We start from the raw sequence: 26362 nt of genomic DNA, 5'->3' as shown, positions 1-26362 counted from the left end.
GAATACGTCGAACCACTGGGGACCTTGGGGGGTTCTGTGCGGCAAGGGGGAGTAGTCAGCCCGTTTCCGTCGGCGCGCGAGCGTCTGGCGAACGGAGCAATCAGCCAACCTACGATCGCCTGGGAGCAGCGGTACCGCCGTGCCGTGATCACCAGCGATACCGTGGCCACCGCCTGCGTGGTGGCGGCGATCGGCAACTTCTTCGGGGCCCGGGACGCGGCCAACTGGCATGAGAAGTGGGGAATCCTCGCCTTCGGCACCGAGTTGCTGGTGCTGGGGACGCTCGCGGTGAGCCGGTCGTGGGCTCCGGCCGTGCTCGGCCAGGGCGCCGAGGAATTCCGAAGACTCGGACGCTCACTGTTCGCGGCGACCGTCGTACTGGCGCTCGGCGGGATCGCCCTCACCTCGCGCAACATCAAGCTCTGGATCTTCGTCGCGATCCCCGCGATCGCGCTCGTCACCATGACGGCGCGGTATCTGCTGCGCCTCCGGCTGCACAAACAGCGCAAGGAAGGCCGGTGCCTGAGACCGGTGCTCGCTGCCGGGAGCACGGCCACCGTGCACGACCTGATCACCCGGACCCGCAAGTTCCCGCACCTCGGCTGGCGGGTGGACGCGGTGTGCACGACGGAGGGTCCCGGGGTCGACGGTGACCTGCTGGACGGCGTGCCGATCGTCGGCCAACTGACGGACGTCGCCAAGCACGTCCACGGCGACGGCTACCGTGTCGTCGCGGTCACACCGGACCCGCACTGGTCACCGGACCGGCTGCAGCGGCTGGCCTGGAACCTCGAAGGTACCGACGCCGAGATGGTCGTGGCCCCCGTGCTGATGGAGGTGGCCGGCCCGCGGCTGCACGTCGACGCGGTGCTCGGGATCCCGCTGCTGCGGGTCAGCATGCCGACCTTCACCGGGAGTCGCCGGGCGGTCAAAGCGGTCGTCGATCGCATAGGCGCAACGATTCTGCTGTTGCTGTTCGCGCCGCTGATGGTGTTCGTCGCGCTGCTCGTGATGGCGGACAGCCGGGGCGGGGCGTTCTACCGCCAGCGCAGGGTCGGCAAGGACGGTCGCGAGTTCACCATTCTCAAGTTCCGCACCATGGTCGCCGGGGCCGACCGGGCACGTGCCGAGCTGGCCGACCTCAACGAGGGCGCCGGCCTGCTGTTCAAGCTTCGCCGGGATCCGCGGGTGACCCGGGTGGGAGCGGTGCTGCGCCGCTACTCGATCGACGAACTCCCGCAGCTTTTCAACGTGCTCAGCGGATCGATGTCGCTCGTCGGTCCGCGGCCTCCGCTGCCGGAGGAGTCCGCCGCGTACGGCCCGGACATCCGGCGGCGGCTGCTGGTCAAGCCCGGTCTCACCGGCCTGTGGCAGATCAGCGGACGCAGCGACCTGTCGTGGGAGGAAGCGGTCCGGCTGGACCTGCGGTACGTGGAGGACTGGTCGCTCGCCCTGGACACAGTGATCTTGTGGAAGACGCTGCGTGCGGTGGTCTACGGGCAGGGGGCCTACTGATGCGCGGGGGTGGCCGTCCGGCCGGCGCGCGGACCGCAGGCCGCGAGGGCCTGCTCGGGGGGACCGCAGGCCACAAGGGCCTGCCTGGGGGGAGGAACGGGTCATGAGAGTCAGCGTTTTCGGGCTCGGCTACGTGGGCTGCGTGTCGGCCGCGTGCCTGGCCAGCATGGGTCACGAGGTCATCGGGGTGGACGTCAACCAGGTGAAGGTCGACCTGGTCAACGACGGCAAGGCCCCGGTGGTCGAGGAGCGGATCGGCGAGCTCATCGCCGAGGTCGTACGGACCGGAGCGTTGCGCGCCACCGGCGACGTCCGCGAGGCGATCATGGACAGCGAGGTGTCGCTGATCTGCGTGGGCACGCCCTCGGAGCCCAACGGCAGCCTGTGCACCACGTACTTGGAGCGGGTCACCGAGGAGATCGGCGCCGCGCTCGCCGAGCGGGGCGGGCGGCACACCGTCGTGTTCCGCAGCACCATGCTCCCGGGCACCTGCCTGAACCTGCTGGTGCCGATCCTGGAGAAGTACGTCGGCGGCACGGCCGGGGTGGACGTCGGAGTCGCCGTCAACCCGGAGTTCCTGCGCGAGGGCACGAGCGTGCGGGACTTCTTCGACCCGCCCAAGACCGTCATCGGCGAGCTCGACCCGGCGAGCGGCGACGCGGTGATGGCGCTGTACGAGGGCCTGCCCGGCGAGGTGTTCCGGGTGCCGGTCCCGACGGCCGAGGCCATCAAGTACGCGGACAACGCGTTCCACGGCCTCAAGATCGGCTTCGCGAACGAGCTGGGCGCGGTGTGCCATGCGCTCGGGGTGGACTCGCACCAGGTGATGGACGTGTTCCTGGCCGACCGCAAGCTGAACATCAGCCCCGCCTATCTGCGGCCCGGCTTCGCCTTCGGCGGCTCCTGCCTGCCCAAGGACCTGCGCAGCCTGGTCCACGCGGCGCAGCGGGCCGACATCTCGGTGCCCATCCTCGCCCATGTGCTGCCCTCAAACGCCGACCATCTGCAGCGCGCCGTGGAAATGGTCGAGCGCACCGGCAAGCGCCGGGTGGGGCTGTTCGGTCTGTCCTTCAAACCCGGCACCGACGACCTCCGCGAGAGCCCGCTCGTCGAGCTGGCGGAGAGGCTCTACGGCAAGGGGTACGACCTCAAGATCTACGACGCCAACGTGAGCCTCTCCCGGCTGCTCGGCGCGAACCGCGAGTACATCGAGAACCGGCTGCCGCACCTCGCGCAGCTGCTCGCGGACTCCGTCGACGAGGTACTCGAACACGCCGAGGTGTGCCTGGTCGGGAGCAAGGATCCGGCCGTGCTGTCGTCCCTGCCTCACGGGGACGGCCCGGTGATCGTCGACCTCATCCGCCTTCCCGACGCCGAGACGCGCCGGACCGAACCGGGGTACATGGGCCTTGCTTGGTAACACGACCAGCGGCGAAGGAACGAACCGGCGCGCGCTGATCCTGGTGGAGAACCTGTCGGTGCCGTTCGACCGGCGCGTGTGGCAGGAGTGCACGACGCTGCGCGACGCGGGCTGGGAGGTGCACGTCATCTGCCCCCGGGGAGAGAAGCGGGACACCGAGCCGGAGGCGGTGATCGACGGGGTACGGATCCACCGCTACCCGTTGCGCGCGGCCACCGGAGGTCCGGCCGGCTACCTGCGGGAGTACGGAACGGCGTTGTGGCACACGCTCCGGCTGGCCCGCAAGGTCGGACCGGTCGACGTGGTCCACGCCTGCAACCCGCCCGACCTGCTGTTCCTGCCGGCACTGTGGCTGAAGCGGCGCGGCGCGCGGTTCGTCTTCGACCAGCACGACCTGGTGCCCGAGCTGTACCTCTCCCGGTTCGACCGCGGCGAGGACCTGCTCTATCGCGGTGTGTGCGCGCTGGAACGGCGGACCTACCGGGCCGCGGACATCGTGCTCGCCACGAACGAGAGCTACCGGGACGTCGCGGTGAGCCGTGGCGGCAAGCGTCCGGAGGACGTGTTCGTGGTGCGCAGTGCGCCCCAGATCGAACGGTTCCAACCGGTGCCGCCCGAGCCGGAGTTGAAGCGCGGCAAGCCTCATCTGCTGTGCTACCTCGGCGTGATGGGCCCTCAGGACGGCGTCGACTACGCCCTGCGTGCCCTCGCGAAGCTGCGCGACGAGCTCGGGCGGACCGACTGGCACGCGGTGTTCGTCGGCGCCGGCGACGCCTTCGACGCGATGGTGGAGCTGTCGGGGCGGCTCGGTCTCTCCGAGCAGGTGCAGTTCACCGGGCGCATCCCGGACGCCGACCTGGTGCGCTACCTGTCCACCGCGGACGTGTGCCTCTCCCCCGACCCGCGCAATCCGCTCAACGACGTGTCGACCATGAACAAGGTCCTGGAGTACATGGCGATGGGCCGGCCGATCGTCTCGTTCGACCTGAAGGAGGCGCGCGTCTCCGCCGGTGACGCCGCCGTCTACGCGCCCGCCAACGACGAGGCCGAGTTCGCGGGGCTCGTCGCGCTGCTGCTGGACGATCCGGAGAAGCGGGCCCGGATGGGCAAGATCGGCCAGGAGCGGATCAGCGGACCGCTCTCCTGGCGGAACTCGCAGGCGTCGCTGCTCGCCGCCTACGCCGCTGCCTGCCGTGACAACCCTCCGGTGTCGGCAGGCGCCCCGGACCGGGCAGGGAAGAGGCAGCGCAGTTGAACGAAGACGCCATTCGCCTGGTCACGATCGGGCGGATTTTCCGTCGGCGCTGGCGGCTGCTCGCCGTCGTCGCCGTGGTGGGTGCGCTCGTCGGCTACGGCGCCTCCCTGCTGTTTCCGCCGCGCTACACGACCTCGGCATCGGTGCTGCTGCCGGGGACGTGGGAGGAGCGCGAGTTGCTGACCCAGACGGAGGTGGCGACCAGTTCGGTGGTGGTCGACCGCGCGGCCGCCAGGCTCGGCTGGACCGGGGTGAGCGGCAGCGACCTGCGGGATCATGTCAGCGCCAAGGCCACCGACGGGAACATCATCAAGATCTCCGGCACGGCCGACACCCCGGAGCGCGCACAGCGGCTCTCCGACCAGCTGGCCAAGGAGTTCGTCTCCTACGCCACGCGGATCGCGAACGACAGCGCCGACCCTGAAGCGGCGGGGCAGCTCGCCGCGCTTCAGAAATCGGTGAAGGACACCAGCCGCCGCATCAGCAAGCTCGCGGACGCGGCCGATCCGGGGCAGACCGTGGAGAGCGTGCAGACCCGCACCGAGTTGGAGAAGCTGCGCACCGCGCTGCTGGAGGCCATCAACGCGCTGGAGCAGGCCGATCCGGCCGAGAACGAGGCGAAGAACCTGGTCGTCATGGGGTCGGCGGCCCGGCCGACCGGCGAGGCTCCGCCGACGAGGACGCAGCTCATCGCCGGCGGAGCGCTGCTGTTCTTCCTGTTCGCGGTCATCGGCCATCTCACCGCCGCGCGGATGAGCCGTCGGCTGCGCGGTGAAGGGGAGATCACCGCGGCGCTGGGCTCGGCGCTGCTGGGCACGGTCGACGTACCCGTTGAACGGCCCACGCACCGGCCGGAAGGCAGTGGCCCGGGGGCCTGGATCCGCCGGCTGCTGGGCCTGGACGTCCGGTGGGACCTCCCGACCCCGCAGACGTCCGGCGACGAGGCCAGCAGGCAGATCCGCTACCGGCGGGTGTGCTCCCGTCTCCGGGACCAGCCGTCTGCCCCGCGGCGGCTGCTGGTCGTCTTCCCCGAGGGTGACGAGATCGCCCGCCGGGCCGCCGGGCAGCTCGTCGTCGAGGCCGGGAGCGATCCGCGCCTGCGAGCGGTGGCGGTCCCGGTGTCCCGGCCGATGGTGCCGGACCGCGGCTTCGAGTCCGGTGCCCTGGTCGTGCTCAGCGCCGGCAGCTGGACCGCGGGGGAGCTCGCCGGCATCGCCGAGGCGTGTGCGGACGCCAAGCACGCGGTCGTCGGCATCGTCCTCGCCGGCCCGGTCCGTGCGACGCGGTCGGCCGACCACCCTCGGGACACCGCCGTACCGGCGCTCGCGGGCTTCGACGGCGAACGGGACGACGCGACGGGAGTCAGAGGGTGACGACGAGTACGACCGCGGAGTCGTCGGCCGCCACTCCGCTGCTTGATCTGCAGGCCCTGGTCGCGGCGGTGCGCAGGCGGCGCCGCCTCTGGTGCTCCCTCGCGCTGCTGGGGCTGCTCGTCGGCGCGGCGGTGGCGTTCCTGCTCCCGCAGCCGCCGACCGCGGTGACCAAGGTGCTGGTCTCACATGAGGAGGACCAGCCGAACGACCCCGGAACGCTGATCCGCACCGATGTCGCGCTGCTGCAGACCACACGGATCGCCGACAAGGCCCTGAAGTCCCTGAAGTCCCAGGAAAAAGCCGAGGACTTCATGAAGGACTACAGCGGCATCGGTTTGACCAACAACGTGCTGCAGATCACCGTGACCGGTGACAGCGACACGGAAGCGGTGGCCCGCGCCAAGGCGTTGGCCGATGCGTTCGTCGCGGACCATGTGAGGCGCATACAGCAGGCCGCGGACGCCGAGGCCAAGGCCCTGCTCAACCAGCGTGACCAGCTGAAGGGCCAACTGGCCCAGGTCAACAAGGCCATCGGAGACGGAACGCAGGTGAGCGGGCCGACGTCGTCGGCGGACCTGGAGTCGCTCTACGCCCGCCGGGCCGAACTCACCTCGCAGATCTCCGATTTCAGCCAGCGCGCCGGGGAGGCGAGGATCGGCACGCCCCGGCTCGTCGCCGGCACACAGATCGTGGACGCCCCGTACGTGGTGCGCGGCTCCCTGCCCAAGGCCGCCGCCACCAACGCCGCGATCGGGCTCTTCCTCGGGCTCTTCCTCGGGCTCGCGGTGGCCGCGGTCGGCGCTGTGGTGGCGGACCGTCCCGTGCTGCGCCGGGAGATCGCCGCGAACCTCGGCGCCTCGGTCATCGCGGAGCTGCCCCACCGGCCGGCCGGGCGATGGCAGCGCCGCCGGGTCCGGGAGGCACGGACAAGACTCACCACGTCCCTGGCCCGCACCGTGCGCGGCTCCGCGGAACCCGTGTCACTGCTGGAACTGGGCTGCGCGCGCAACACGAGCGTGATCGCCCTGGACCTCGCCAGGGCACTGGCGGCGGAGGGGCCGGTGGTCATCGTCGACGGTCTGCCCGGCGGGCAGCTCGCCGGCCTCCGCCCGAAGCCGGGGGACCCGTCCGTGGTCACCGGTGAGCAGGCCGCGGCCGTGTCGCACCAGGAGCGCCGGCTCGGCGTCGGCTCGGTGGCGCCGGGCACGGCGTGGACCGACCTTCAGTACCTCGGCACTCGGACGGTGCTCGTGGTGCGTGCCGGGCACGGCAGCGCCGCATGGCTGCACACCGTGGCGCGGCAGCTCGCGGACCAGCGCATTCCGGTGATCGGTGTGGTGCTGATCGACCCCGATCCGCGTGACCGGACCGACGGCACGCTGTGGAACGGGCTGCACACCGCGCTGCGTGGCCGGAGCGAGCGGCCGGCCCGGCAGAAGGGTGGGGGTACCTCCCACGCCGTTCAGGCAGTGGGGGAGGGCCGTCGGCTGACGGAGGAGCTGCCGAGGTGGGCCGCACGGGTCCCGGACAACGACCAGGAGGTGCGGTAGGACATGTGTGGAATCGCAGGCACGTACCGATGGCCGGACGGGAAGGTCGTGACCGACCGGCTCACCGAGACCCTCGCCCATCGCGGTCCGGACGGGGCGGGCCGGTACAGCCACCCCCTCGGTGACGGCGAAGTGCACCTCGGGCACCGTCGGCTGGCCATCATCGACCTGTCCGAGACCGGCGCCCAGCCGATGGTCTCGGACGGCCTCGTCCTGACGTACAACGGCGAGCTGTACAACGCGCCCGAGCTGCGCGCCGAGCTGGCGGCCGCCGGGGTGCGCTTCCGCGGCACCTCCGACACCGAGGTGCTGCTCGAGGCCTGGCGGCGCTGGGGCACGGACTGCCTGCCCCGGCTGCGCGGCATGTTCGCGTTCGGGATCTTCGACGAGCGAACCGGTGAGCTGGTGCTCGCCCGCGACCAGCTCGGCATCAAGCCGCTGTTCCTGCTCCGGCGCGGCGAGGGGCTGGTGTTCGCCTCCGAGCTCAAGGCGCTCGCCGCCGTGACCGGCGGGTCGCTGCAGGTGGACCCCACGGCGCTGGTGGCCTCGCTGCTGTACTACTGGGTGCCGGACTCACGGTGCGCGTATCGCGAGGCGGAGAAGCTGCCGCCGGGGAGCTGGCTCAGGTGCCGGCCCGACGGCCGGGTGGAGCGCGGCCGGTTCTGGAACCTGAAGGACGTCGCCGCAGAGGGCCGGGAGCGGGCCCGCAGCGGCGAGCAGCCGGACCTGGCCGCCGTCGTCGAGGAGTCGACCAGGCGGCACATGCTCTCCGACGTACCCGTGGCGACCTTCCTCTCCGGCGGCCTCGACTCCAGCTACCTGACCGCGCTGGCGGCCCGCGACCAACCCGGGATCTCCGCCTACACGATCGGGTTCCGCGCCGAGGACGCGAAGTTCGAGGCGATGCCGGACGACCTGCGCTATGCCCGGCAGGTGGCCGAGCGGTTCGGTGTCGACCTGCACGAGATCGAGATCGCCCCGAACGTGCTCGACCTGCTGCCGCAGATGACGTATCACCTGGACGAGCCGATCGGCGACCCCGCCGCGATCAACACGTTCCTGATCTGCTCGGCCGCCCGGGAGGCCGGGGTCAAGGTGATGCTCTCGGGGATGGGTGCCGACGAACTGTTCGCCGGTTACCGCAAGCACCTGGCCAACCTGATCGCGCTGCGCTATCAGCGTGTCCCGCGGCCCCTGCGGCGCGGCCTGTCCGCGGCCGTGGGCCGGCTGCCGGTCGCGACGGCCCGCCGGGGGTACCGGTCGGTGCGCTTCGCGAAGCGGTTCCTCTCCTTCGCGGACCTGCCGGAGGAGACCGCGTTCCGGCGCAGCTACACCATGTACGACCAGGACGAGCTGCTCGCCCTGATCGATCCGGACCTGGCCGGGACGGTCGACGACGTGCTGACCGAGCACGCGGACGTCTACCAGGACAACGAGCTCGACGACTTCGTCAACCGCATGTGTCTGGGCGACGCCCGGATGTTCCTGCCGGGCCTGAACCTCGCTTACACGGACCGGTCGAGCATGGCCGCGTCGACCGAGGTGCGGGTGCCGTACGTGGACGTCGAGGTGGTCAAGGCGGCGTTCGCCGTGCCGGGCGACCGCAAGATCGTCGGACGGCAGGGCAAGGCGGTCCTGAAGGAGGCGGCCACCTCGGTCCTGCCCCGGGAGATCGTGTACCGGCCCAAGGGCCTGTTCAGCGCCCCGCTGCGCGCCTGGATGAGCCGGGATCTGGCGCCGCTGGTGCGCGAGGTGGTCAACGACGGCGAGCTCGTCAAGTCCGGGCTCCTGCGCCGCGACGCGCTGGCGCGCATGGTCGCCGAGGACGCCGCCGGGCAGCGGGACTTCTCCAAGCATCTGTGGCATGTGCTGACCCTCGAGTACTGGTATCGCGGCGCGACCTCCGGGTCCGGCCGGAGCGCTCGCTCGGCGGCGTAGAAGACGGCGTAGAAACAAGGGGACTTCGGGTGAAACAGGTCGTACAGAACTACAAGAGCGGCGAGTTGGCCCTGCTCGATGTGCCGGTGCCGGGCTGCAAGGCGGGCGGTGTGCTGGTCCGGACCGCCTACTCGCTGATCTCCACCGGGACCGAGCTCATGAAGGTGTCCGAGGCCGGCATGTCGATGCTGGGCAAGGCCCGCTCCCGGCCGGACCAGGTGGCCAAGGTCGTGCAGAGCGTGGCCACCAACGGGGTGCCCGCCACCTACCGCAAGGTGATGGGCAAGCTGGACTCCTACACGCCGCTGGGCTACTCGCTGTGCGGGGTGGTCGAGCAGGTCGGCGCCGGGATCGACGATGTGAAGGTCGGCGACCTCGTTGCCTGCGCGGGCAACGAGCACGCGCTGCACGCCGAGTTGAACTGGGTGCCGAAGAACCTCTACGCCCCCGTGCCGGACGGCCTCGCGCCACGGCACGCGGCCTTCGGCACCGTCGGGTCGATCGCGATGCAGGGCGTCCGCCAGGGCGAGTCACGGCTCGGTGAGGTGGCCCTGGTCATCGGCCTCGGCCTGATCGGGCAACTGGTGGTTCAGCTCCTCGCCGCATCGGGAGTCCGCGTCGTCGGCGTCGACCCCGACCCGGCGCGCTGCGAGCTCGCCGAGCGCCTGGGCGCGGCGGCCTGCGGCGATCCGGCGTCCGCGGCCGTGGAGACCGCCGTCGCCGAACTCACCGGCGGGCACGGCGTGGACCAGGTGTACCTGGCCGCCGGCGGCGGCAGCAACCAGCCCGTCGAGCTGGCCGCCCGGCTGTGCCGGGACCGCGGCCGGGTCGTCGACATCGGCAAGTGCCGCCTGGACCTGCCGTGGAACGCGTACTACGAGAAGGAGCTCGACGTCCGCTTCTCCCGCAGCTACGGCCCCGGGCGCTACGACCCGGAGTACGAGCTGGAGGGGCGGGACTACCCGATCGGCTACGTGCGCTGGACCGAGCGCCGCAACCTGGCGTGCTTCCTCGATCTCCTCGCCCGCGGCAGCGTCGACGTGGAGCCCCTGGTCTCCCACGTCGCCGACTTCGATGACGCCGTGGAGACGTACCGGAGCCTGAAGGACGGCGACCTGAAGGCCGTGGCCGTGCTGTTCCGGTACCCCGAACAGGAGGTGGCGGCGGAGGCTCCGGCGGTGGCCGTGCCCACGGTGAACGTCAAGCCCGGTCCGGCCCGGGCCGCGAAGACGCCGGTGCGCCTCGCGTTCGTCGGCGCGGGAAACTACGCGACGTCGATGCTGCTGCCGCACCTGGCACAGCGCGAGGGCGTCGAGTTGTCCACGGTCGTCACCACGACGGCGCTGTCCGCGGCCAACGCGCAGCGGAAGTTCGGCTTCGCCGAGGCGACCACCGATCTCGACGCCGTGCTCGGCGACAAGTCCATCGACGCGGTGTTCGTGGTCACCCGGCACAGCTCGCACGCCGAACTGACCCGACAGGCGCTGCTGGCCGGCAAGACGGTCTTCGTGGAGAAGCCTCTGGCGCTGACCGAGGACGAGTTGGCCGGCGTGCTCGCGGCGGTGGAGGAGTCGGGCAACGACCGGTTGCAGGTGGGCTTCAACCGCCGGTTCGCACCGCTGCTGCAGGAGGCCAGGACGCGGTTCGGCGCCCGGACGGGTCCGGCGAGCCTGCGCTACCTGATCAACGCGGGCCGCCTCGACCACGGCAGCTGGTACCTCCAACAGGGCACCGAGGGCTCGCGGTTCGCCGGCGAGGGCGGGCACTTCATCGACACGGCGAGCTGGCTGCTCGAGGCCGACCCGGTCTCGGTGTACGCGACCGCCACGTCGGGCAACGAGGACCTGCAGATCGTGCTGGGCTACCCGGACGGGTCCACCGCCACCATCAGCTACGTCACCACCGGCGCGCCCGGCTTCCCCAAGGAGACGCTGGACCTGGTCGCGGACGGCAAGGTGCTGCAGCTCGACGACTTCGTCCGCGCCTCGGTCTACGGCCGCAAGAAGTGGGTCAGTTCGCGGCTGCCCAAGGCCCGGGACAAGGGCCAGAACGCCGAACTGGCCGCGTTCATCAAGGCCGTGCGGACCGGCGGGCCGATGCCGGTGCCGCTGGACTCGCTGGTCGCCACCACGGCGGCCACCCTCGCCGTGCAGACCGGCCTGGCCGGCGGCGCGCCGGTGACGTTGGCGAGGGCGCTGTGACCATGAGCGCGGGCTGGTACCTTCGGCGGCTGTCCCGGATGGGACCGCGGGAGGTCAACGGCCGGGTGGGCGACGCGGTGCGCCGGAGGCGGTGGCGGTCCGCGCCGCCGGACTGCCCGCGCGTGACCGGCGCCCGGTTCACCGCCGTACTGCCCGCGGGGACGATCGCCGCGGTGCCGCCGGACGCCGCGAAGCGTCTCGTCGCCGAGGCGGACCGGCTGATGGCCGGGCACGCCGAGTTCTTCGGGGTGGTCCGCGACGACATGGCCGACCCGGACTGGTGCCACGACCCGAAGACCGGGCGCCGGGCTCCGTGGGGCTACGCCTTCGACGTGCCGTACCGCAACGAGGACGCGGTCGGGGACATCAAGCAGATCTGGGAGCCGTCCCGGCATCAGTACCTCACCGTGCTCGCCGCCGCCTACGCGATCACCGGGGACGAGCGGTACGCCGAGCGCGTGGCCGAGCACCTGCGGTCGTGGTGGGCGGCCAACGCGCCGCTGCGCGGGGTGCACTGGGTCAGCGGCATCGAGCTGGGGATCCGGCTGCTGTCCTGGGTGTGGATCCGCCGGCTGCTCGACGGCTGGCCGGGCGTTGCCGCTCTGTTCGAGGACAACCCGGTGGCGCTGCGGCAGATCTGGCACCACCAGCGCTGGCTGGCCGCCTTCCCCAGCCGGGGGTCTTCGGCGAACAACCACGTCATCGCCGAGGCCGCCGGGCAGTTCGCCGCGGCCTGCGCGTTCGGATGGTTCCCCTCCTCGGCGCGTTGGCGAGCCGACTCGCTGCGGTCGCTGGAGCGGCATCTGCGCGGTAACACCTTCCACTCCGGCCTCAACCGCGAGCTGGCCACCGAGTACCACGGACTGGTGCTGGAGCTCGGCCTGGCCGCGGTGGCCGAGGCGGATGCCGCGGGCGTTGCCGTCCCCGCGACGGTCCGGCTGGTGCTGCTGCGGATGACCGACGCGCTCGCGGCCGTCGTGGACAACCGGCTGCGACCGCCGCGCCAGGGAGACGCGGACGACGGGCACGGGCTGGTCGTGGACGGCGAGGGCACCGACCGCTGGGGCTCGCTGCTGGCCACCGGGGACGCCGTGTTCGGCGGGCTCGCCTGGTGGCCGGCGGTGACCGGCACCGATGTGCGCACCCCGCTGCTGGCCGCGCTCATCAAACCCACCGAACTGTCCGTGACCCGCCCGGCGAGCCGGCCGGCCCATTTCGCCGACGCGGGCATGACCATCCTGCGCGGTCCGGGAAAGACGGGAGAGACGGGCGAGATCTGGTGCCGCTGCGACGGTGGTCCGCACGGATTCCTGTCCATCGCCGCGCATGCCCACGCGGACGCGCTGTCCGTGGAGGTTCGGCACGACGGGGTCGACGTGCTCGCCGACCCGGGGACGTTCTGCTATCACGGGCAGCCCGAGTGGCGGCAGTACTTCCGGTCGACCCTCGGCCACAACACCCTGCAGCTGGACGGCGGTGACCAGTCCGTCTCCGGCGGCCCGTTCCTGTGGACCCGGCATGCCAAGAGCCGCGTCCTGGTCGCGGACACATCCGCTGAGGGGGTGGCCCGCTGGTGCGCCGAGCACGACGGTTACAAGCCAGCCGCTCACCGCCGCCGCGTCGAGCTGACGGCCGCGAGCCAGGAACTGAGGGTGGTCGACGAGGTGCACGGCGGCCCTCGGCGGCCCGTGCGGCTGGCGTTCCACCTCGGCCCGGCGATCGCCGCGGACCTGGTGGACAACCGGGCCGTGCTCACCTGGACCCGGGACGGCGAGGACCGTTCCGCCGTCCTCGACCTGCCCGGACAGCTGACCTGGCGGGCGCACCGCGGCGAGAGCGACCCGCCGCTGGGCTGGTACTCCCCCGGCTTCGGGCGCAAGGAACCCACCACCACGCTGGTCGGCACCGGCTTCACCGACGGCGCGGAGGGCTTCACCACCGTGCTCAGGTTCCACGGTTAGTCAGGGATTGGGGAGAGGAGGACGCGTGGGGATCAAGTGGCGGCGCCGGGCGCTGCCGGCGGCAGCGCTGGCGCTGGCCCTGGCGGCTGCGACCGGCTGTGAGAGCAGCGTGACGGACGCGGCGCCGAAGCCGACCGCCGCGCCCTCCGCGTCCGTGGCCCGCGTGTGTGCCAAGCCCGCGGCCGGGCCGGCGAAGGCGCCGGCGGGCGCGGTGACCGTCGACCCGACGGTGCCCGGCGACCTGGCCGCGAAGACCGAGAGCAGCCCCCCGCACACCACGTTCTGGCTTCGGCCGGGCAAGCACACGCTCATGTCGGACCGCTACGACCAGGTGACCCCGAAGGAGGGGGACGTCTACCTCGGCGCGCCGGGCGCGGTGCTCGACGGCCGGAAGAGCAACCACTACGCGTTCGGCGGCAGCGCCCGCGACGTCACGATCCGCTACCTGACCGTGCAGGGGTTCGTCGCGCCCCGTGACGAGGGCGTGGTCAACCACGACTCGGCCGACGGGTGGGTGATCGAGCACGCGACGATCCAGAAGAACTCCGGCGCCGGTCTGATGGCCGGCGCCCGCCAGCAGGTCCGCGCCAGCTGCCTGCGCGACAACGGCCAGTACGGCATGAACGCGTACAAGGCCGGCGACGGTATTCGCGGCCTGGTGGTCGAGGGCAACGAGATCGTGGGCAACAACACGGGCGACTGGGAGCGGCGGCGGCCGGACTGCGGCTGCAGCGGAGGCGTCAAGTTCTGGGCCGTCAACGGCGCCGACATACGCGGCAACTGGGTGCACGACAACCGCGGAACCGGGTTGTGGGCGGACACCAACAACAACGACTTCCTGATCGAGGACAACCTGATCGAGGACAACGACGGTGCCGCGCTGATCTACGAGATCAGCTACAACGCGGTCATCCGGAAGAACACCATCCGGCGGAACAACTGGGTCGAGGGCCGCGGTTACGCCGCCGACGGCGACACCTTCCCGTACGCGACCGTCTACCTCTCCGAGTCCGGCGGCGAACCGCGGATCCGCGCCCGCACGGACAAGATCGAGATCTACCGGAACGTGCTGGAGAACAACTGGTCCGGGATCACCCTGTGGGAGAACGCCGACCGGTTCTGCAACAGCCCGGCCAACACCTCGTCCGGTGACTGCACGCTGCTGGTGAAGAACACCGACCGCTGCGTGCGGCCGGCGATCGCCAAGGCACCGCTCTACTCCGACTGCCGGTGGAAGACCCAGCGGGTGGACATCCACGACAACCGCTTCGTGCTGGACAAGTCCGTCGTCCACTGCACGGTGAAGTGCGACCGGATGGCGGTGCTGTCCAACTACGGCACCTACCCGGACTGGTCGCCGTACCAGGGCGAGCGGGTGGCCGAGGCGATCACCAACCAGCAGCACAACCGCTGGCACGACAACGTCTACGTCGGACCATGGACCTTCGTCGTCCATGACGCGAGCCGGACAGTCGACTTCAAGCAGTGGCAGGACAAGCCGTACCAGCAGGACGCGGGCAGCACCTTCCGCGCAGGGGGCGGTGGTTGAGATGGGCACAGAGATCGAGACGGGCACGAAGCACACGTCGAAGGTCGTCGGGACGGCCTGGGGGCTGCTCATCCTCAACACCCTCGGCTCCGCCGGGGCGCAGACCATCGTCCCGCTGCCCCGCTCCCTCATCCAGATGGTCACCATGGGCTCGCTGGCCGCCGCGTTCGCGCTGGCGCTCATGGTCAACCCCCGGGTGCGCATCCGGCCCAGCGCCTACGTGTTCCTGCTCACCCTGCTGCTGGTGCCGAGCCTGATCTCCAGCGTGGACCAGGGGTTCGGCGCGCTGTTCCGCTGCACCCGGCTGGCTCTCTTCATCGGCACGCTGTGGCTGCTCACCCGCTGGTGGGACGGTGGCCCGACGTTCGTCCGGCACCACATCCGGATGTACTTCGCGGTGCTGGGGTCGGTGGCCGCCGGCCTGGTCATCTCCCCGGGCGCCGCCATGCCCGACCTCTACGGCGGGCGGCTGGTCGGCGCGTTGTGGCCGCTCACCCCGCCGCAGATCGGACAGTACGCCGCGGTGATCATCGGGCTCACCGTGCTGCTCCTCCTGGGCCGCCGGACCGACCGGAGAAGCGCGGCGGTGGTCATCGTGCCCTCCCTCGTCCTGCTCGCGCTGACCCATACCCGGACGGCCACGCTCGGCATGCTCATCGGGCTGACATTGGCGATTCTCTCGCTCATCCTGACCAGCGCCGCCGCCCGCCGGGTGTTCACCTGGGCGGTGCTGTGCGCCGCCGTGGCCGCGGTGGGGTTCAGCTCCGCCCTCCAGGCGTGGTTCCTGCGCGGGCAGAGCCAGGAGAACTTCGCCAGCCTCACCGGCCGGGCCAAGGTCTGGCACGCCCTGCTGTCAGCACCCCGGACGACCACGGAGCAGCTGTTCGGCTGGGGCTTGGGCGACAAGTCGTTCGACGGGTTGCCGATCGACAACAGCTGGCTGGCCGTCTACAACGAGCAGGGCATGACCGGTGTCGCCCTGGTGGCGGCGATCATCATCGTGCTGGGCGGCGTCGCGCTGCTGCGGCCACCGTCGCTGTCGAGGGCCTGCGCGATCTTCCTGATCAGCTACTGCGCGATCGCGTCGTACACCGAGGCCGGGCTGGGCGACGCCTCGCCGTATCTGCTGCATCTGGCCGTGGCAGCCTCGCTGCTGGCGGCACCTGCCGAGCCCACGCCCCTCCCGGCGCCCGAAGTCTCCAAGCCCGAAGTCCGTCAACGACGCGCCCCGCGATGGGCCCGGACATCGGAGGTGACCTGACTATGCACGTCCTCGTGGTGCACAACCGTTACGCCTCGGCGCAGCCGAGCGGGGAGAACAAGGTCGTCGATCAGGAGGTGGAGCTGCTGCGCGCGGCCGGCCACCGGGTCGAGGTGTTCGAGCGGCGTAGCGACGACATCGCCGCCCGCTCCCTGCTGGGCAAGGTCGCGGTACCGCTGCTCGTGCCGTGGAACCCGGCGGTCCGCACGGAACTCGCCGCCCGGCTTCGCGCCGAGCGGCCGGACGTGGTGCACGTCCACAATGTCTTCCCGCTCCTGTCGCCGGCGGTCCTTGCCGCCTGCGCCGACGCCGGCGTGCCCGCCGTCGCCACGCTGCACAACTACACCCAGGTCTGCCCGCCCGGCACGCTGCAGCGGGACGGCCGGCCGTGCACCGAGTGCGTCGGGTCGGCCGTCCCGCTGCCCGCGGTCCGGCACGGCTGCTACCGGAGTTCCCGCCTTGCGACGGTGCCGCTCGCGGTCAGCATGTCGGTCAACCGGCGGCGGTGGTGGTCCGGCGTGGAGCGGTTCTTCTGTATCTCCGCGGCGCAGCGCGACGTCCTGGTGCGGGCGGGCATGCCCGCCGAGCGGCTGGCGGTGAAGCACAACTTCGTGCCCGACCCGGGCGCCTGCCGAGAGGGAGACGGCGAGCATCTGCTCTATCTCGGCCGGCTCGCGGAGGCCAAGGGCGTACGGCTGCTCATGGCCGCGTGGGACGAGATCGCAGCGAGCGGCGGGGTGGGCGTGCCGCTCGTGATCGCCGGCACCGGACCACTGGAGGCAGAGGTCACCGCCTGGGCGGCGGGCCGGGACGACGTGCGCTACGTCGGGCTGTTGGACACGGCGGAGTGCCGGAAGGCCGTCGCGCGGTCGGTCGCCGTTCTGGCTCCCTCGACGTGGCTGGAGGCGTTCGGCCTGGTGGTCGTGGAGGCGATGGCGGCCGGGGTCCCGGTCGTCGCCGCCGGTCACGGCGCCTTCGTCGAACTCGTCGAGGACGGGGTGACCGGGCTGCTGCACCGGCCGGGCGAGTCCGCCTCGCTCGCGTCCTGCATACGCCGGATCGCGGCCGGGCCGGACCGCAACCGGGAGATGGGCCAGGCGGCCCGGCTCCGTTACGAACAGGGTTTCAGCCCGGCGGTCGGCCTCGACCGCCTGGTTGATGAGTACCGCACCGCGATCGCGGGTCGGTCAGCACTTTCTCGCGGCGGGGACAGCCGCGCGAGCAGGGGGGATGGGGACAGCAGATGACACGATGCCGACTGTGCGGCTCGGAGGCGATGGCGAGCGTCGTCGACCTCGGGGCGACGCCACCATGTGAGAGCTTTCTCGCCGCGGACCAACTGGACCAGCCGGAACCGGCGTACCCGCTGCACCTGCGGGTCTGCACCGACTGCTGGCTCGCGCAGATCCCTCCGCTGATCACGCCGGAGGAGACGTTCAAGGAGTACGCGTACTTCTCCTCGTTCTCGACCTCCTGGGTGGAGCACGCGCGCACGTTCGTCGCCGACGCCACGGCGCGGGTGGGTCTCGGCCCCGACGCGTTCGTGGTCGAGGTCGCGAGCAACGACGGGTACCTGCTGAAGCACGTGGTGGACCGGGGGATCCGCTGCCTCGGCATCGAGCCGTCGGTGAACGTCGGCGCGGCGGCACGGGACGCGGGCGTGCCCACGCTCACGGAGTTCCTGAGCCCGGACACCGGTACGGCCGTCCGCGCCGAGCACGGCCCGGCGGACCTGGTCGTGGCCAACAACGTGTACGCGCACATCCCCGACGTGATCGGGTTCACCCAGGGGCTGCGTGCCCTGGTCGCCGACGACGGGTGGGTCTCCATCGAGGTGCAGCACCTGCTGACCCTGATCGAGGAGAACCAGTACGACACGATCTACCACGAGCACTTCCAGTACTACACGGTCGCGTCCGCGATCCGAGCTCTTGCGAGCGGTGGGCTCACGCTCGTGGACGTCGAGTTGCTGCCCACGCACGGCGGCTCCATCCGGCTGTGGGCCCGGCCGTCCGAGGTGGCCGGCGAGCCGACGCAGCGGGTGACCGACGTGCTGGCCCGGGAGAAGGCCGCCGGGCTGCAGGAGCTGTCCGGGTACACCGAGTTCTCCGCCCGGGTGGCCAAGGTGCGCCGGGACCTGCTCAAGTTCCTCATCGAGGCGGCCGAGCGCGGCGAGACGGTCGTCGGCTACGGCGCCCCCGGCAAGGGCAACACCCTGCTCAACCACTGCGGCATCCGGCCCGACCTGCTCCCGTACACGGTCGACCGCAACCCCTACAAGCACGGCCGGTTCACCCCGGGCACCCGCATCCCGATCCTGCCGCCCGAGCAGATCAGCACGGACAAGCCGGACTACGTCCTCGTCCTCCCGTGGAACCTGCGGGCCGAGCTGGTCGAGCAGCTGGCCTTCGTCCACGAGTGGGGCGGCCGCCTTGTCTTTCCCATCCCGGAACTGAGCATTGTCGAGGTCGCGTCTCGAAAGGACACAGCATGAAGGTCGTTCTGTTCTGCGGCGGTTACGGGATGCGGATGCGGAGCGGTGCCGCGGACGACGTGCCCAAGCCGATGGCGATGGTCGGCCCCAGGCCGCTGATCTGGCACGTCATGCGCTACTACGCGCACTTCGGGCACAAGGAGTTCATCCTGTGCCTCGGGTACGGGGCGCACCACATCAAGAACTTCTTCCTCAACTACGAGGAGACGACGTCCAACGACTTCGTCCTGCGGGGCGGTCGGACCGAGCTGCTGTCCACCGACATAGCCGACTGGACGATCACGTTCGCGCAGACCGGCATCGAGTCTCCGATCGGCGAGCGGCTGCGCCGGGTGCGGCACCACCTGGACGGCGACGAGATGTTCCTCGCCAACTACGCCGACGTGCTCACCGACGCCCCGCTGCCGGAGATGATCGACCGGTTCGCGCAGCGCGACGCCGGTGCGTCGATGATGGTGGTGCCGCCGCAGTCCTCGTTCCACTGTGTGGAGCTGGGCGAGGACGGCCTGGTGGGGGGCATCACCGCGGTGAGTGACATGCCGCTGTGGGAGAACGGCGGCTACTTCGTGCTCCGCCAGGAGGTCTTCGACCACATCCCGGAGAACGGGGACCTGGTCGCCGACGGATGCGCCCAACTGGCCAAGCGCGGGCGGTTGGTGGCGCACCAGCACCGCGGCTTCTGGAAGCCGACCGACACCGTGAAGGAGCGGGCCGCGCTCGACGAGGCCTACGCCCGGGGCGACCGCCCGTGGGCCGTGTGGGAGCGGGCCGGCGCGGGGGTGAGCGCGTGATCGGGCTGGGCGCCGGGCGCCTGGAGAGGATCGTCGCGGTGGGCGCGCACTGCGACGACATCGCCATCGGCGCCGGCGGCACACTGCTGACGCTGTGCCTCGCGCGTCCGGGTGTCCGCGTCGACGCGCTGGTGCTCTCCGGCGGCGGCAGCGAGCGGGAGCAGGAGGAGCGGGCCGCGCTCGCCGCCTTCTGCCCGGGCGCAGACCTGCGGCTGACCGTGCACAAGCTGCCGGACGGCCGGCTGCCCGCGCACTGGGAGGAGGCCAAGTCCGCGGTCGAGGAGCTGCGCGGGCAGACCGACCCGGATCTGATCCTGGCCCCGCGCACCGACGACGCGCACCAGGACCACCGCGGCCTGGCGCAGCTGATACCGACCGCGTTCCGCGACCACCTGGTCCTCGGTTACGAGATCGTCAAGTGGGACGGCGATCTCGGCCGTCCGGCGGCGTACCAGCCGCTGTCACCGGAGATCGCCGAGCAGAAGGTGCGGCTGCTGCAGGAGCACTACCCCTCGCAACGCCACCGGCCCTGGTACGACCGGGAGGCCTTCCTCGGCCTCGCCCGGATTCGCGGCATCGAATGCCACGCGCGTTACGCCGAGGCGTTCGCCGTCACCAAACTCACGCTCAACCTGGGGGGTTGAACCATGCGCGTACTCCTGACCGGACACCAGGGCTACCTGGGCACCGTGATGGCCCCGGTCCTCGCCGACGCCGGGCACGAGGTCGTCGGTCTCGACGCCGGCCTGTTCGCCGACTGTGTGCTGGGCCCGACGCCCGCGGACCCGTCGGGGCATCGGGTGGACCTGCGCGACATCACGGCCGAACACGTGGCCGGGGTGGACGCCGTGATCCACCTGGCCGCGCTGTCCAACGACCCGCTGGGATCGCTGGCGCCGGAGCTCACCTACGACATCAACCACCACGCGTCCGTGCGCCTTGCCCGGCTGGCCCGCGAGGCCGGAGTGCGGCGCTTCCTGTACGCGTCGACCTGCTCGGTCTACGGCGCCGCCGGCGGCGACGACCTGGTGGCCGAGGACGCCCCGCTGCGCCCGGTGACGCCGTACGCGGAGTCCAAGGTGCGGGTGGAGGACGACCTGCACGCGCTGGCCGACGGCGACTTCAGCCCGGTGTACATGCGCAACGCCACCGCCTTCGGCTACTCCCCCAGGCTGCGCGCCGACATCGTGCTGAACAACCTGGTGGGCCACGCGCTCCTGTCCGGCGAGGTGCTGGTGCTCTCCGACGGCACCCCCTGGCGCCCGCTGGTGCACGCCGCCGACATCGCGCGGGCCTTCGCGGCCGCGCTGACCGCGCCTCGGGAAGCGGTGCACGACCGGGCGTTCAACATCGGCAGCGAGATCAACAACGTCACGGTCGCCGAGATCGCCGGGCAGGTCGCCGAGGCGGTGTCCGGCGCGAAGGTGGTGATCACCGGGGAGAACGGCGCCGATCCGCGGTCGTACCGGGTGGACTTCTCCCGGTTCCGCGCCGCGATCCCCGGCTTCGACTGCGAGTGGACGGTGAAGCAGGGCGCGCTCGAACTCGCCGACGCCTACCAGAAGTTCGGGCTGACCAAGGAGGACTTCGAGCGGCGCTTCACCCGCCTTGCCGTGCTGCGCGCGGCGTCCGAGACCGGCGCCGTCGACGACACCCTGCGGTGGCGCGGATGACCGCGGCCGCCGAACAGCCGGTGACCTCGGCCGGCGACGAGATGTACGCGCTGGTGGAGCGGCTGTACCCGCTGTGCCGGAGCATCACCGGCGACGGTGTGCGCGCCACCCTGGACATCGTCGGCGAGTACCTCCCGCTGCAGGTGCACGAGGTGCCGACCGGGACGCAGGTGCTCGACTGGACGGTGCCTCAGGAGTGGAACATCCGGGACGCGTACATCGCCGACAGCACCGGTAGGCGGGTCGTCGACTTCGCCGCGTCCAGCCTGCACGTGCTCGGCTACAGCGTGCCGGTGGCGGCGACCATGCCGCTGGCCGAGCTGCGCGGACACCTGCACACCCTGCCGGACCACCCGTCCTGGGTGCCGTACCGCACCAGCTACTACAAGCCGGACTGGGGGTTCTGCCTGGCCCAGGAGACCCTGGACGCGATGCCGGACGGCGAGTACGAGGTGTGTGTCGACTCCACGCTCGCCGACGGCCACCTCACCTACGCCGAGCACGTGGTCCCCGGGCAGGTCGCCGACGAGGTGATCGTCTCCTGCCACGTCTGCCACCCGTCGCTGGCCAACGACAACATGGCCGGCGTCGCGGTGGCGACGTTCCTGGCCAAGGCGCTGGCCGAGCAGACGCCGTACTACACCTACCGGTTCATCTTCGCGCCCGGCACCATCGGGGCGATCACCTGGCTGGCCCGCAACGCGGAGCGGGTGGACCGGGTCAAGCACGGCCTGGTGCTGGCCTGCGCCGGGGACCCGGGCCAGTTGACGTACAAGCAGAGCAGGCGCGGCGACGCGGAGATCGACCGGGTGATGCGGCACGTGCTGACCGCGTCCGAACGCCCGTACCAGGTCAACGAGTTCACCCCGTACGGCTACGACGAGCGGCAGTACTGCTCGCCCGGGTTCGATCTCGGCATGGGTTCGCTCACCCGGACCCCGTACGCGGGCTATCCCGAGTACCACACCTCGGCGGACAACCTGGACTTCGTCTCCCCGGAGGCGATGGCGGACACCCTCGCGGTCTGCCGCGAGGCGTTCGCCGTCCTCGACCGCAACCGGCGGTACCTCAACCTCAGCCCCTACGGCGAACCACAGCTGGGCCGGCGCGGGTTGTACGACGCGCTCGGCGGCCGCAGCGACACCAAGCAGGCCCAGATGGCCATGCTCTGGGTGCTCAACCTCTCCGACGGCGAGCACAGTCTGCTGGACGTCGCCGAGCGGTCCGGGCTGCCGTTCGACACCGTCGCCGCCGCGGCCGGCGCCCTGCACGGCGCCGGGCTGATCAAGGCATGACGCCAATGACCACCGAGGGGGAGAAGACGACGGCACCGCCGGTCCGGGCCAGACACGCCCGGCCGAACGCCCGGCGGGCCCTCGCCGGCCGGCTGTCCTGGGGGCTGGCCGACCAGGCGGCCTCCAGCATCAGCAACTTCGTGGTGGGCATCTACGTGGCCCGCTCGCTGGGGGTGACCGCGTTCGGCGTGTTCAGCCTGGCCTGGGTGACCTACGGCGTGGTGCTCAACGTCTCCCGCGGCCTGGCCACCGACCCGCTCGTGGTGCGCTTCAGCGGCGTGTCTGAGGCGTCCTGGCGCGGGGCGGTGACCCGGGCGTCGGGTACCGCGCTCGGTGTCGGTGCCGTCCTCGGCGCGGCGTGTCTGGTGGTCGGCCTCGCTCTCGGTGGCCGTGTGGGGCCCGCGTTCGCCTGCCTCGGCGTCATGCTGCCGGGGCTGCTGCTGCAGGACGCCTGGCGGTTCTCGTTCTTCGCCGCCGGCGCCGGGCGGAAGGCGTTCGTCAACGACGTCGTGTGGGGCGTCGCGCTCGTCCCGGCCATGGTCGTGGCGGCCCGTGTGGGCAGCGTGGCCTCGTTCGTGCTCGCCTGGGGCGCGTCCGCCACGGTGGCGGCGGGGTACGGCTACATCCAGTCCGGCATCCGGCCCCGGATGACCGAGGCGCGCGGCTGGCTTCGCGAGCAGCGAGATCTCGGCTACCGCTACCTGGTCGAGAACGTCAGCCTCAGTGGCGCGAGCCAGCTGCGGGCCTACGGGCTCGGCGCGATCGTCGGGGTCGGCGCGGTGGGTGCGGTGCGGGGTGCCGAGCTCCTGATGGGCCCGTTCCTCGCCGTGCTGATGGGGCTGTCACTGGTCACCGTCCCGGAGGCGGCGCGGGTGCTGCGGCAGGCCCCGCAGCGGCTGGGGAAGTTCTGCCTCCTCCTTGGCGGTGGGCAGGCCGTTGCCGCGCTGCTCTGGGGCGGACCGCTGCTGTTGCTGCCGGACCGGCTCGGCGAGCTGGTGCTCGGCGGCGTCTGGACTTCCGCCTCGCAGCTCATCGTGCCGATCACCCTCGGCGTCGCGGGCGCGGGCCTCGGCACGGGTGCGGCGGCCGGACTGCGCGCGCTCGGCGCGGCCCGGCGCAGCCTGCGCTGCCAGCTGTTCGCCTCCGTCTGTTACGTCGGCGGCGGGCTCGGCGGCGCGGCCGCCGCGGGCACGGTCGGCTCGGCCTGGGGCGTCGCCGCCGCGACCGTCAGCGGCTCGGCCGTGTGGTGGCTGCAACTGCGGTCCGCCCTGCGCGAGCGCCACCACCATCCCGTCCCCGAAGTGAGGACCTCATGACCGACCGACCCAGGCTGAGCATCGGCCTGCCCGTGTACAACGGCGAGGAGTACCTGGCCGAATCGCTCGACGCCCTGCTCGGCCAGACCTACGAGGACTTCGAGCTGGTCATCTCCGACAACGCCTCGACCGACGGGACCCAGGACATCTGCCGCCGGTACGCCGAGAAGGACTCGCGCATCCGCTACCTCCGGCTGCCCCGGAACATCGGCGCCACGCCGAACCACAACCGTGTGTTGGCCGAGTCCCGCGGCGAGCTGTTCAAGTGGGCCTCGCACGACGACCTGTACGGCCGGGACCTGCTGCGGCGCTGCGTCGAGGCGCTGGACGAGCGGCCGGACGTGATCCTCGCGCACACCGACCAGGCGGTCATCGACGGCGACGGCCAGGTGAAGGTCCCCTACGAGTACACCCTCGCCACCGACTCGCCGCACGCGCCGGAGCGCTTCCGCAGTCTGTTGTTCGAGCCGGGTGGCGACGACTTCTACGGGGTGATGCGGACCGACGTGCTGCGCCGGGTGAAACCGATGGACAGCTACCACCACGCGGACCGCACGTACGTCGCCGAGATCACCCTGCACGGCCGCTTCCACCAGGTACCCGAGTTGCTGTACTTCCGCCGCGACCACCCCACCCGCGCCGAGCGGGCCAACCCGTCCAAGCGTTCCCGGTGCGTCAACCTGGACCCGCGCCGGGCGGGCCCGCTGCACCCGACGCCCCGGCTGCTCGCCGAGTACATCTGGGGCTTCGCCTCGGCGATCCGGAGGGCGCCGCTGTCCGCGGCCGACCGGCGCGCCTGCTACCGCCACATGGCCGCGTGGATGACCAGCCGGGTCCGTCCGGGCGCCGGTGAGCGGGTCGAGGACCGCGCCCCGGTCGACCCGGCCCTGCTCACGGTCTCCGTGGACGCCCTCGTCGCCGGGCGTGAAGGTCGTGCCGGTCGTGAAGGGGGCACGTATGACGTCCGCTGACGAAACCCCGGTGCGCGTCGGCGTGTTCGGCCTGCTCGGTTCCGGCAACCTCGGCAACGACGGGTCGCTGGAGGCCGTGCTCGGGTACCTCCGTGCCGAGCACCCGGAGGCGGTCGTGGACGCGCTGTGCGGCGGCCCCGAGGCGGTGAAGGCCCGGTTCGGGATCCCCGCCACGCGGCTGCACTGGAACCGCGCGGAGTACCGGACCGCGTCACGTGCGGGCTCGGTCGCGGCGAAGGGCCTGGGCAAACTCGTCGACGTCTTCCGCACCGCCGCCTGGGTGCGCCGGCACGACGTGGTGATCGTGCCGGGCATGGGCGTCCTGGAGGCCACGCTGCCGCTGCGGCCCTGGGGTTTCCCGTACTCGCTGTTCCTGCTCTGCGCGAGTGGCCGGCTGTTCGGCACCCGGGTCGCGCTCGTCAGCGTCGGCGCCGCGACGATCGGCAACCGGCCGACCCGGGCCCTGGTGCGCTGGTCGGCACGGCTGGCCGCGTACCGGTCGTACCGCGATGCCCAGTCCCGCGACGCGATGCGGGCGATGGGTGTGGACACGTCGCGCGACGAGGTCTACCCGGACCTCGCGTTCTCCCTGCCCACGCCGCAGGCGAGCGCGCCCGCGGACTCGGACTCGGACTCGCCGGGGCCGGTCTGCGTCGGGGTCATGGACTTCCACGGCGGCAACGACGACCGCGGCCGGGCCGAGGAGATATACCGGCGCTACCTCGACGGGACGATCCGTTTCGTCCGCGCGCTGGTCGAGGAGGGCAGGCCGGTCCGGCTCCTCACCGGCGACCAGTGCGATCTGTCGGTGGTCGCCGCGATCCTCGACGCGGTGGACTCACCGCTGGTCACCGCCGCCGAACCGGCCTCACTGGCCGACCTGATGAACGAGATGGCGGCCGCCGACACCGTGGTGGCCGTCCGCTACCACAACCTGATCTGCGCGCTGAAGACCGGAACGCCCGTGCTCGCCCTCAGTTATGCGGCGAAGAGCGACGCGCTCATGGCGGACATGGGCCTCGGCGCGTACTGCCACCCTGCGCGCGAGGTCGACGCCGACCGGCTGCTGGATCAGTTCCGGGCCCTGGAGAAGCAATCGGCCGAACTGCGGCAGGCCCTCACCGAGCGGAACCAGGCCGCCGCCCGGCGCCTCCAGCACCAGTTCGACGCCTTGACCGCGACCCTGTTTCCGGCGGCCGGTCACCCCCACGCTCATACCCACACCCACACCCTGCGGAAGGCTCCATGAAAGCGACCGAAGTCCCGGAGATCGCCGGAGCGTACCTGTTCGAGCCGACGCCGTACGCCGACGAACGCGGCTTCTTCTGCCGCACCTTCGACGCCGACGTGGTCCGCTCGGTGGGCCTCGACCCGCACGCCTTCATCCAGGACAGCGTGTCCCGCTCGGTCCGGGGCGTGCTGCGCGGCCTGCACCTGCGCTCCGGCGCCGGCGAGGCCAAGCTGGTGCGGTGCTCGTACGGGCAGATCTTCGACGTCGTCGTGGACCTGCGGCCGGACTCGCCGACGTACCTGGGCCGGGCCTTCTTCGAGCTGTCCGGCGAGACGCAGAAGACCGTGTACATCCCGGCGGGATGCGCGCACGGCTTCCAGGCTCTTACCGAAATCGCAGACACCTCTTACCGTATCGACCGTGAGCACGATCCGTCCGAGGACGTGACGATCGCCTTCGATGACCCGGAACTCGCCATTCCCTGGCCGCTGCCGGTCACGTCGATGTCCCAGCGGGACCGGGAGGCGCCGAGCCTCGCCGAGGTCCTGAAGCACAAGGAAGGGTGAAG

The 26362-nt window shown here is 71.5% G+C and carries 20 protein-coding genes; all 20 read left to right on the top strand.

What is annotated here, in order from left to right; genetic code table 11:
- Positions 1–36 precede the first annotated feature (36 nt).
- The 20 genes from AB0959_RS28695 to rfbC all read left to right on the top strand — a co-directional run bounded on the left by AB0959_RS28695 (position 37) and on the right by rfbC (position 26360).
- Positions 37–1515 carry a sugar transferase gene (locus tag AB0959_RS28695; RefSeq protein ID WP_366829499.1) on the top strand — a complete coding sequence of 493 codons (1479 nt, stop codon included), beginning with the start codon at positions 37–39 and terminating at the stop codon, positions 1513–1515.
- 103 nt (positions 1516–1618) lie between these two features.
- The gene (locus tag AB0959_RS28690; RefSeq protein WP_366829498.1) at positions 1619–2935 is read left to right on the top strand and encodes a nucleotide sugar dehydrogenase; all 1317 of its coding nucleotides are present in this window, start codon (positions 1619–1621) and stop codon (positions 2933–2935) included.
- Positions 2925–4190 (top strand): glycosyltransferase family 4 protein, encoded by a 1266-nt coding sequence (locus AB0959_RS28685; RefSeq protein WP_366829497.1) that lies wholly within the window; start codon positions 2925–2927, stop codon positions 4188–4190. Before AB0959_RS28690 ends, AB0959_RS28685 begins: the two co-directional genes overlap by 11 nt.
- Positions 4187–5563, top strand: coding sequence for a Wzz/FepE/Etk N-terminal domain-containing protein (locus AB0959_RS28680; RefSeq protein ID WP_366829496.1), 1377 nt, complete (start codon positions 4187–4189; stop codon positions 5561–5563). The genes AB0959_RS28685 and AB0959_RS28680 overlap by 4 nt, the downstream gene beginning before the upstream one ends.
- Positions 5560–7113, top strand: coding sequence for a Wzz/FepE/Etk N-terminal domain-containing protein (locus AB0959_RS28675; protein WP_366829495.1), 1554 nt, complete (start codon positions 5560–5562; stop codon positions 7111–7113). Before AB0959_RS28680 ends, AB0959_RS28675 begins: the two co-directional genes overlap by 4 nt.
- Before the next feature lie 3 nt (positions 7114–7116).
- Positions 7117–9051 (top strand): asparagine synthase (glutamine-hydrolyzing), encoded by a 1935-nt coding sequence (gene asnB / locus AB0959_RS28670; RefSeq protein WP_366829494.1) that lies wholly within the window; start codon positions 7117–7119, stop codon positions 9049–9051.
- 29 nt (positions 9052–9080) lie between these two features.
- The gene (locus tag AB0959_RS28665) at positions 9081–11252 is read left to right on the top strand and encodes a bi-domain-containing oxidoreductase (protein ID WP_366829493.1); all 2172 of its coding nucleotides are present in this window, start codon (positions 9081–9083) and stop codon (positions 11250–11252) included.
- Between the two features lie 2 nt (positions 11253–11254).
- Complete coding sequence (locus tag AB0959_RS28660; RefSeq protein ID WP_366829492.1) at positions 11255–13213, top strand: alginate lyase family protein; 1959 nt, start codon at positions 11255–11257, stop codon at positions 13211–13213.
- Positions 13214–13238: 25 nt separating this feature from the next.
- Entirely contained in the window at positions 13239–14762 is a 1524-nt protein-coding gene (locus AB0959_RS28655; RefSeq protein ID WP_366829491.1) for a right-handed parallel beta-helix repeat-containing protein, read from the top strand.
- A 1-nt stretch (position 14763) separates the two neighbouring features.
- On the top strand, positions 14764–16023 hold the full coding sequence (locus tag AB0959_RS28650; RefSeq protein WP_366829490.1) for an O-antigen ligase domain-containing protein: 1260 nt from the start codon (positions 14764–14766) through the stop codon (positions 16021–16023).
- A 2-nt stretch (positions 16024–16025) separates the two neighbouring features.
- The gene (locus AB0959_RS28645) at positions 16026–17270 is read left to right on the top strand and encodes a glycosyltransferase (RefSeq protein WP_366829489.1); all 1245 of its coding nucleotides are present in this window, start codon (positions 16026–16028) and stop codon (positions 17268–17270) included.
- Positions 17267–18517, top strand: coding sequence for a class I SAM-dependent methyltransferase (locus tag AB0959_RS28640; protein WP_366829488.1), 1251 nt, complete (start codon positions 17267–17269; stop codon positions 18515–18517). Before AB0959_RS28645 ends, AB0959_RS28640 begins: the two co-directional genes overlap by 4 nt.
- Positions 18514–19308: a glucose-1-phosphate cytidylyltransferase gene (locus tag AB0959_RS28635; protein ID WP_366829486.1), complete on the top strand. Its 795-nt coding sequence runs from the start codon at positions 18514–18516 to the stop codon at positions 19306–19308. The genes AB0959_RS28640 and AB0959_RS28635 overlap by 4 nt, the downstream gene beginning before the upstream one ends.
- Positions 19305–19952 (top strand): PIG-L deacetylase family protein, encoded by a 648-nt coding sequence (locus tag AB0959_RS28630; RefSeq protein ID WP_366829485.1) that lies wholly within the window; start codon positions 19305–19307, stop codon positions 19950–19952. The genes AB0959_RS28635 and AB0959_RS28630 overlap by 4 nt, the downstream gene beginning before the upstream one ends.
- A 3-nt stretch (positions 19953–19955) precedes the next feature.
- Positions 19956–20981 (top strand): SDR family oxidoreductase, encoded by a 1026-nt coding sequence (locus tag AB0959_RS28625; protein WP_366829484.1) that lies wholly within the window; start codon positions 19956–19958, stop codon positions 20979–20981.
- Positions 20978–22276, top strand: a complete 1299-nt coding sequence (locus tag AB0959_RS28620; protein WP_366829483.1) for a DUF4910 domain-containing protein — start codon at positions 20978–20980, stop codon at positions 22274–22276. Before AB0959_RS28625 ends, AB0959_RS28620 begins: the two co-directional genes overlap by 4 nt.
- 5 nt (positions 22277–22281) lie before the next feature.
- Complete coding sequence (locus AB0959_RS28615; protein WP_366829544.1) at positions 22282–23592, top strand: hypothetical protein; 1311 nt, start codon at positions 22282–22284, stop codon at positions 23590–23592.
- Positions 23589–24563 (top strand): glycosyltransferase, encoded by a 975-nt coding sequence (locus AB0959_RS28610; RefSeq protein ID WP_366829482.1) that lies wholly within the window; start codon positions 23589–23591, stop codon positions 24561–24563. The genes AB0959_RS28615 and AB0959_RS28610 overlap by 4 nt, the downstream gene beginning before the upstream one ends.
- Positions 24550–25812: a polysaccharide pyruvyl transferase family protein gene (locus AB0959_RS28605; RefSeq protein ID WP_366829481.1), complete on the top strand. Its 1263-nt coding sequence runs from the start codon at positions 24550–24552 to the stop codon at positions 25810–25812. The genes AB0959_RS28610 and AB0959_RS28605 overlap by 14 nt, the downstream gene beginning before the upstream one ends.
- Entirely contained in the window at positions 25809–26360 is a 552-nt protein-coding gene (gene rfbC / locus AB0959_RS28600) for a dTDP-4-dehydrorhamnose 3,5-epimerase (RefSeq protein WP_366829480.1), read from the top strand. The genes AB0959_RS28605 and rfbC overlap by 4 nt, the downstream gene beginning before the upstream one ends.
- Positions 26361–26362 lie beyond the last annotated feature (2 nt).

This window comes from Streptomyces sp. NPDC046862, assembly GCF_040704615.1.
In the GTDB taxonomy this organism is placed as follows: domain Bacteria; phylum Actinomycetota; class Actinomycetes; order Streptomycetales; family Streptomycetaceae; genus Streptomyces.
The sequence above is the reverse complement of the archived record's forward strand: the minus strand, read 5'-3'. Positions and strand labels throughout refer to the sequence as shown.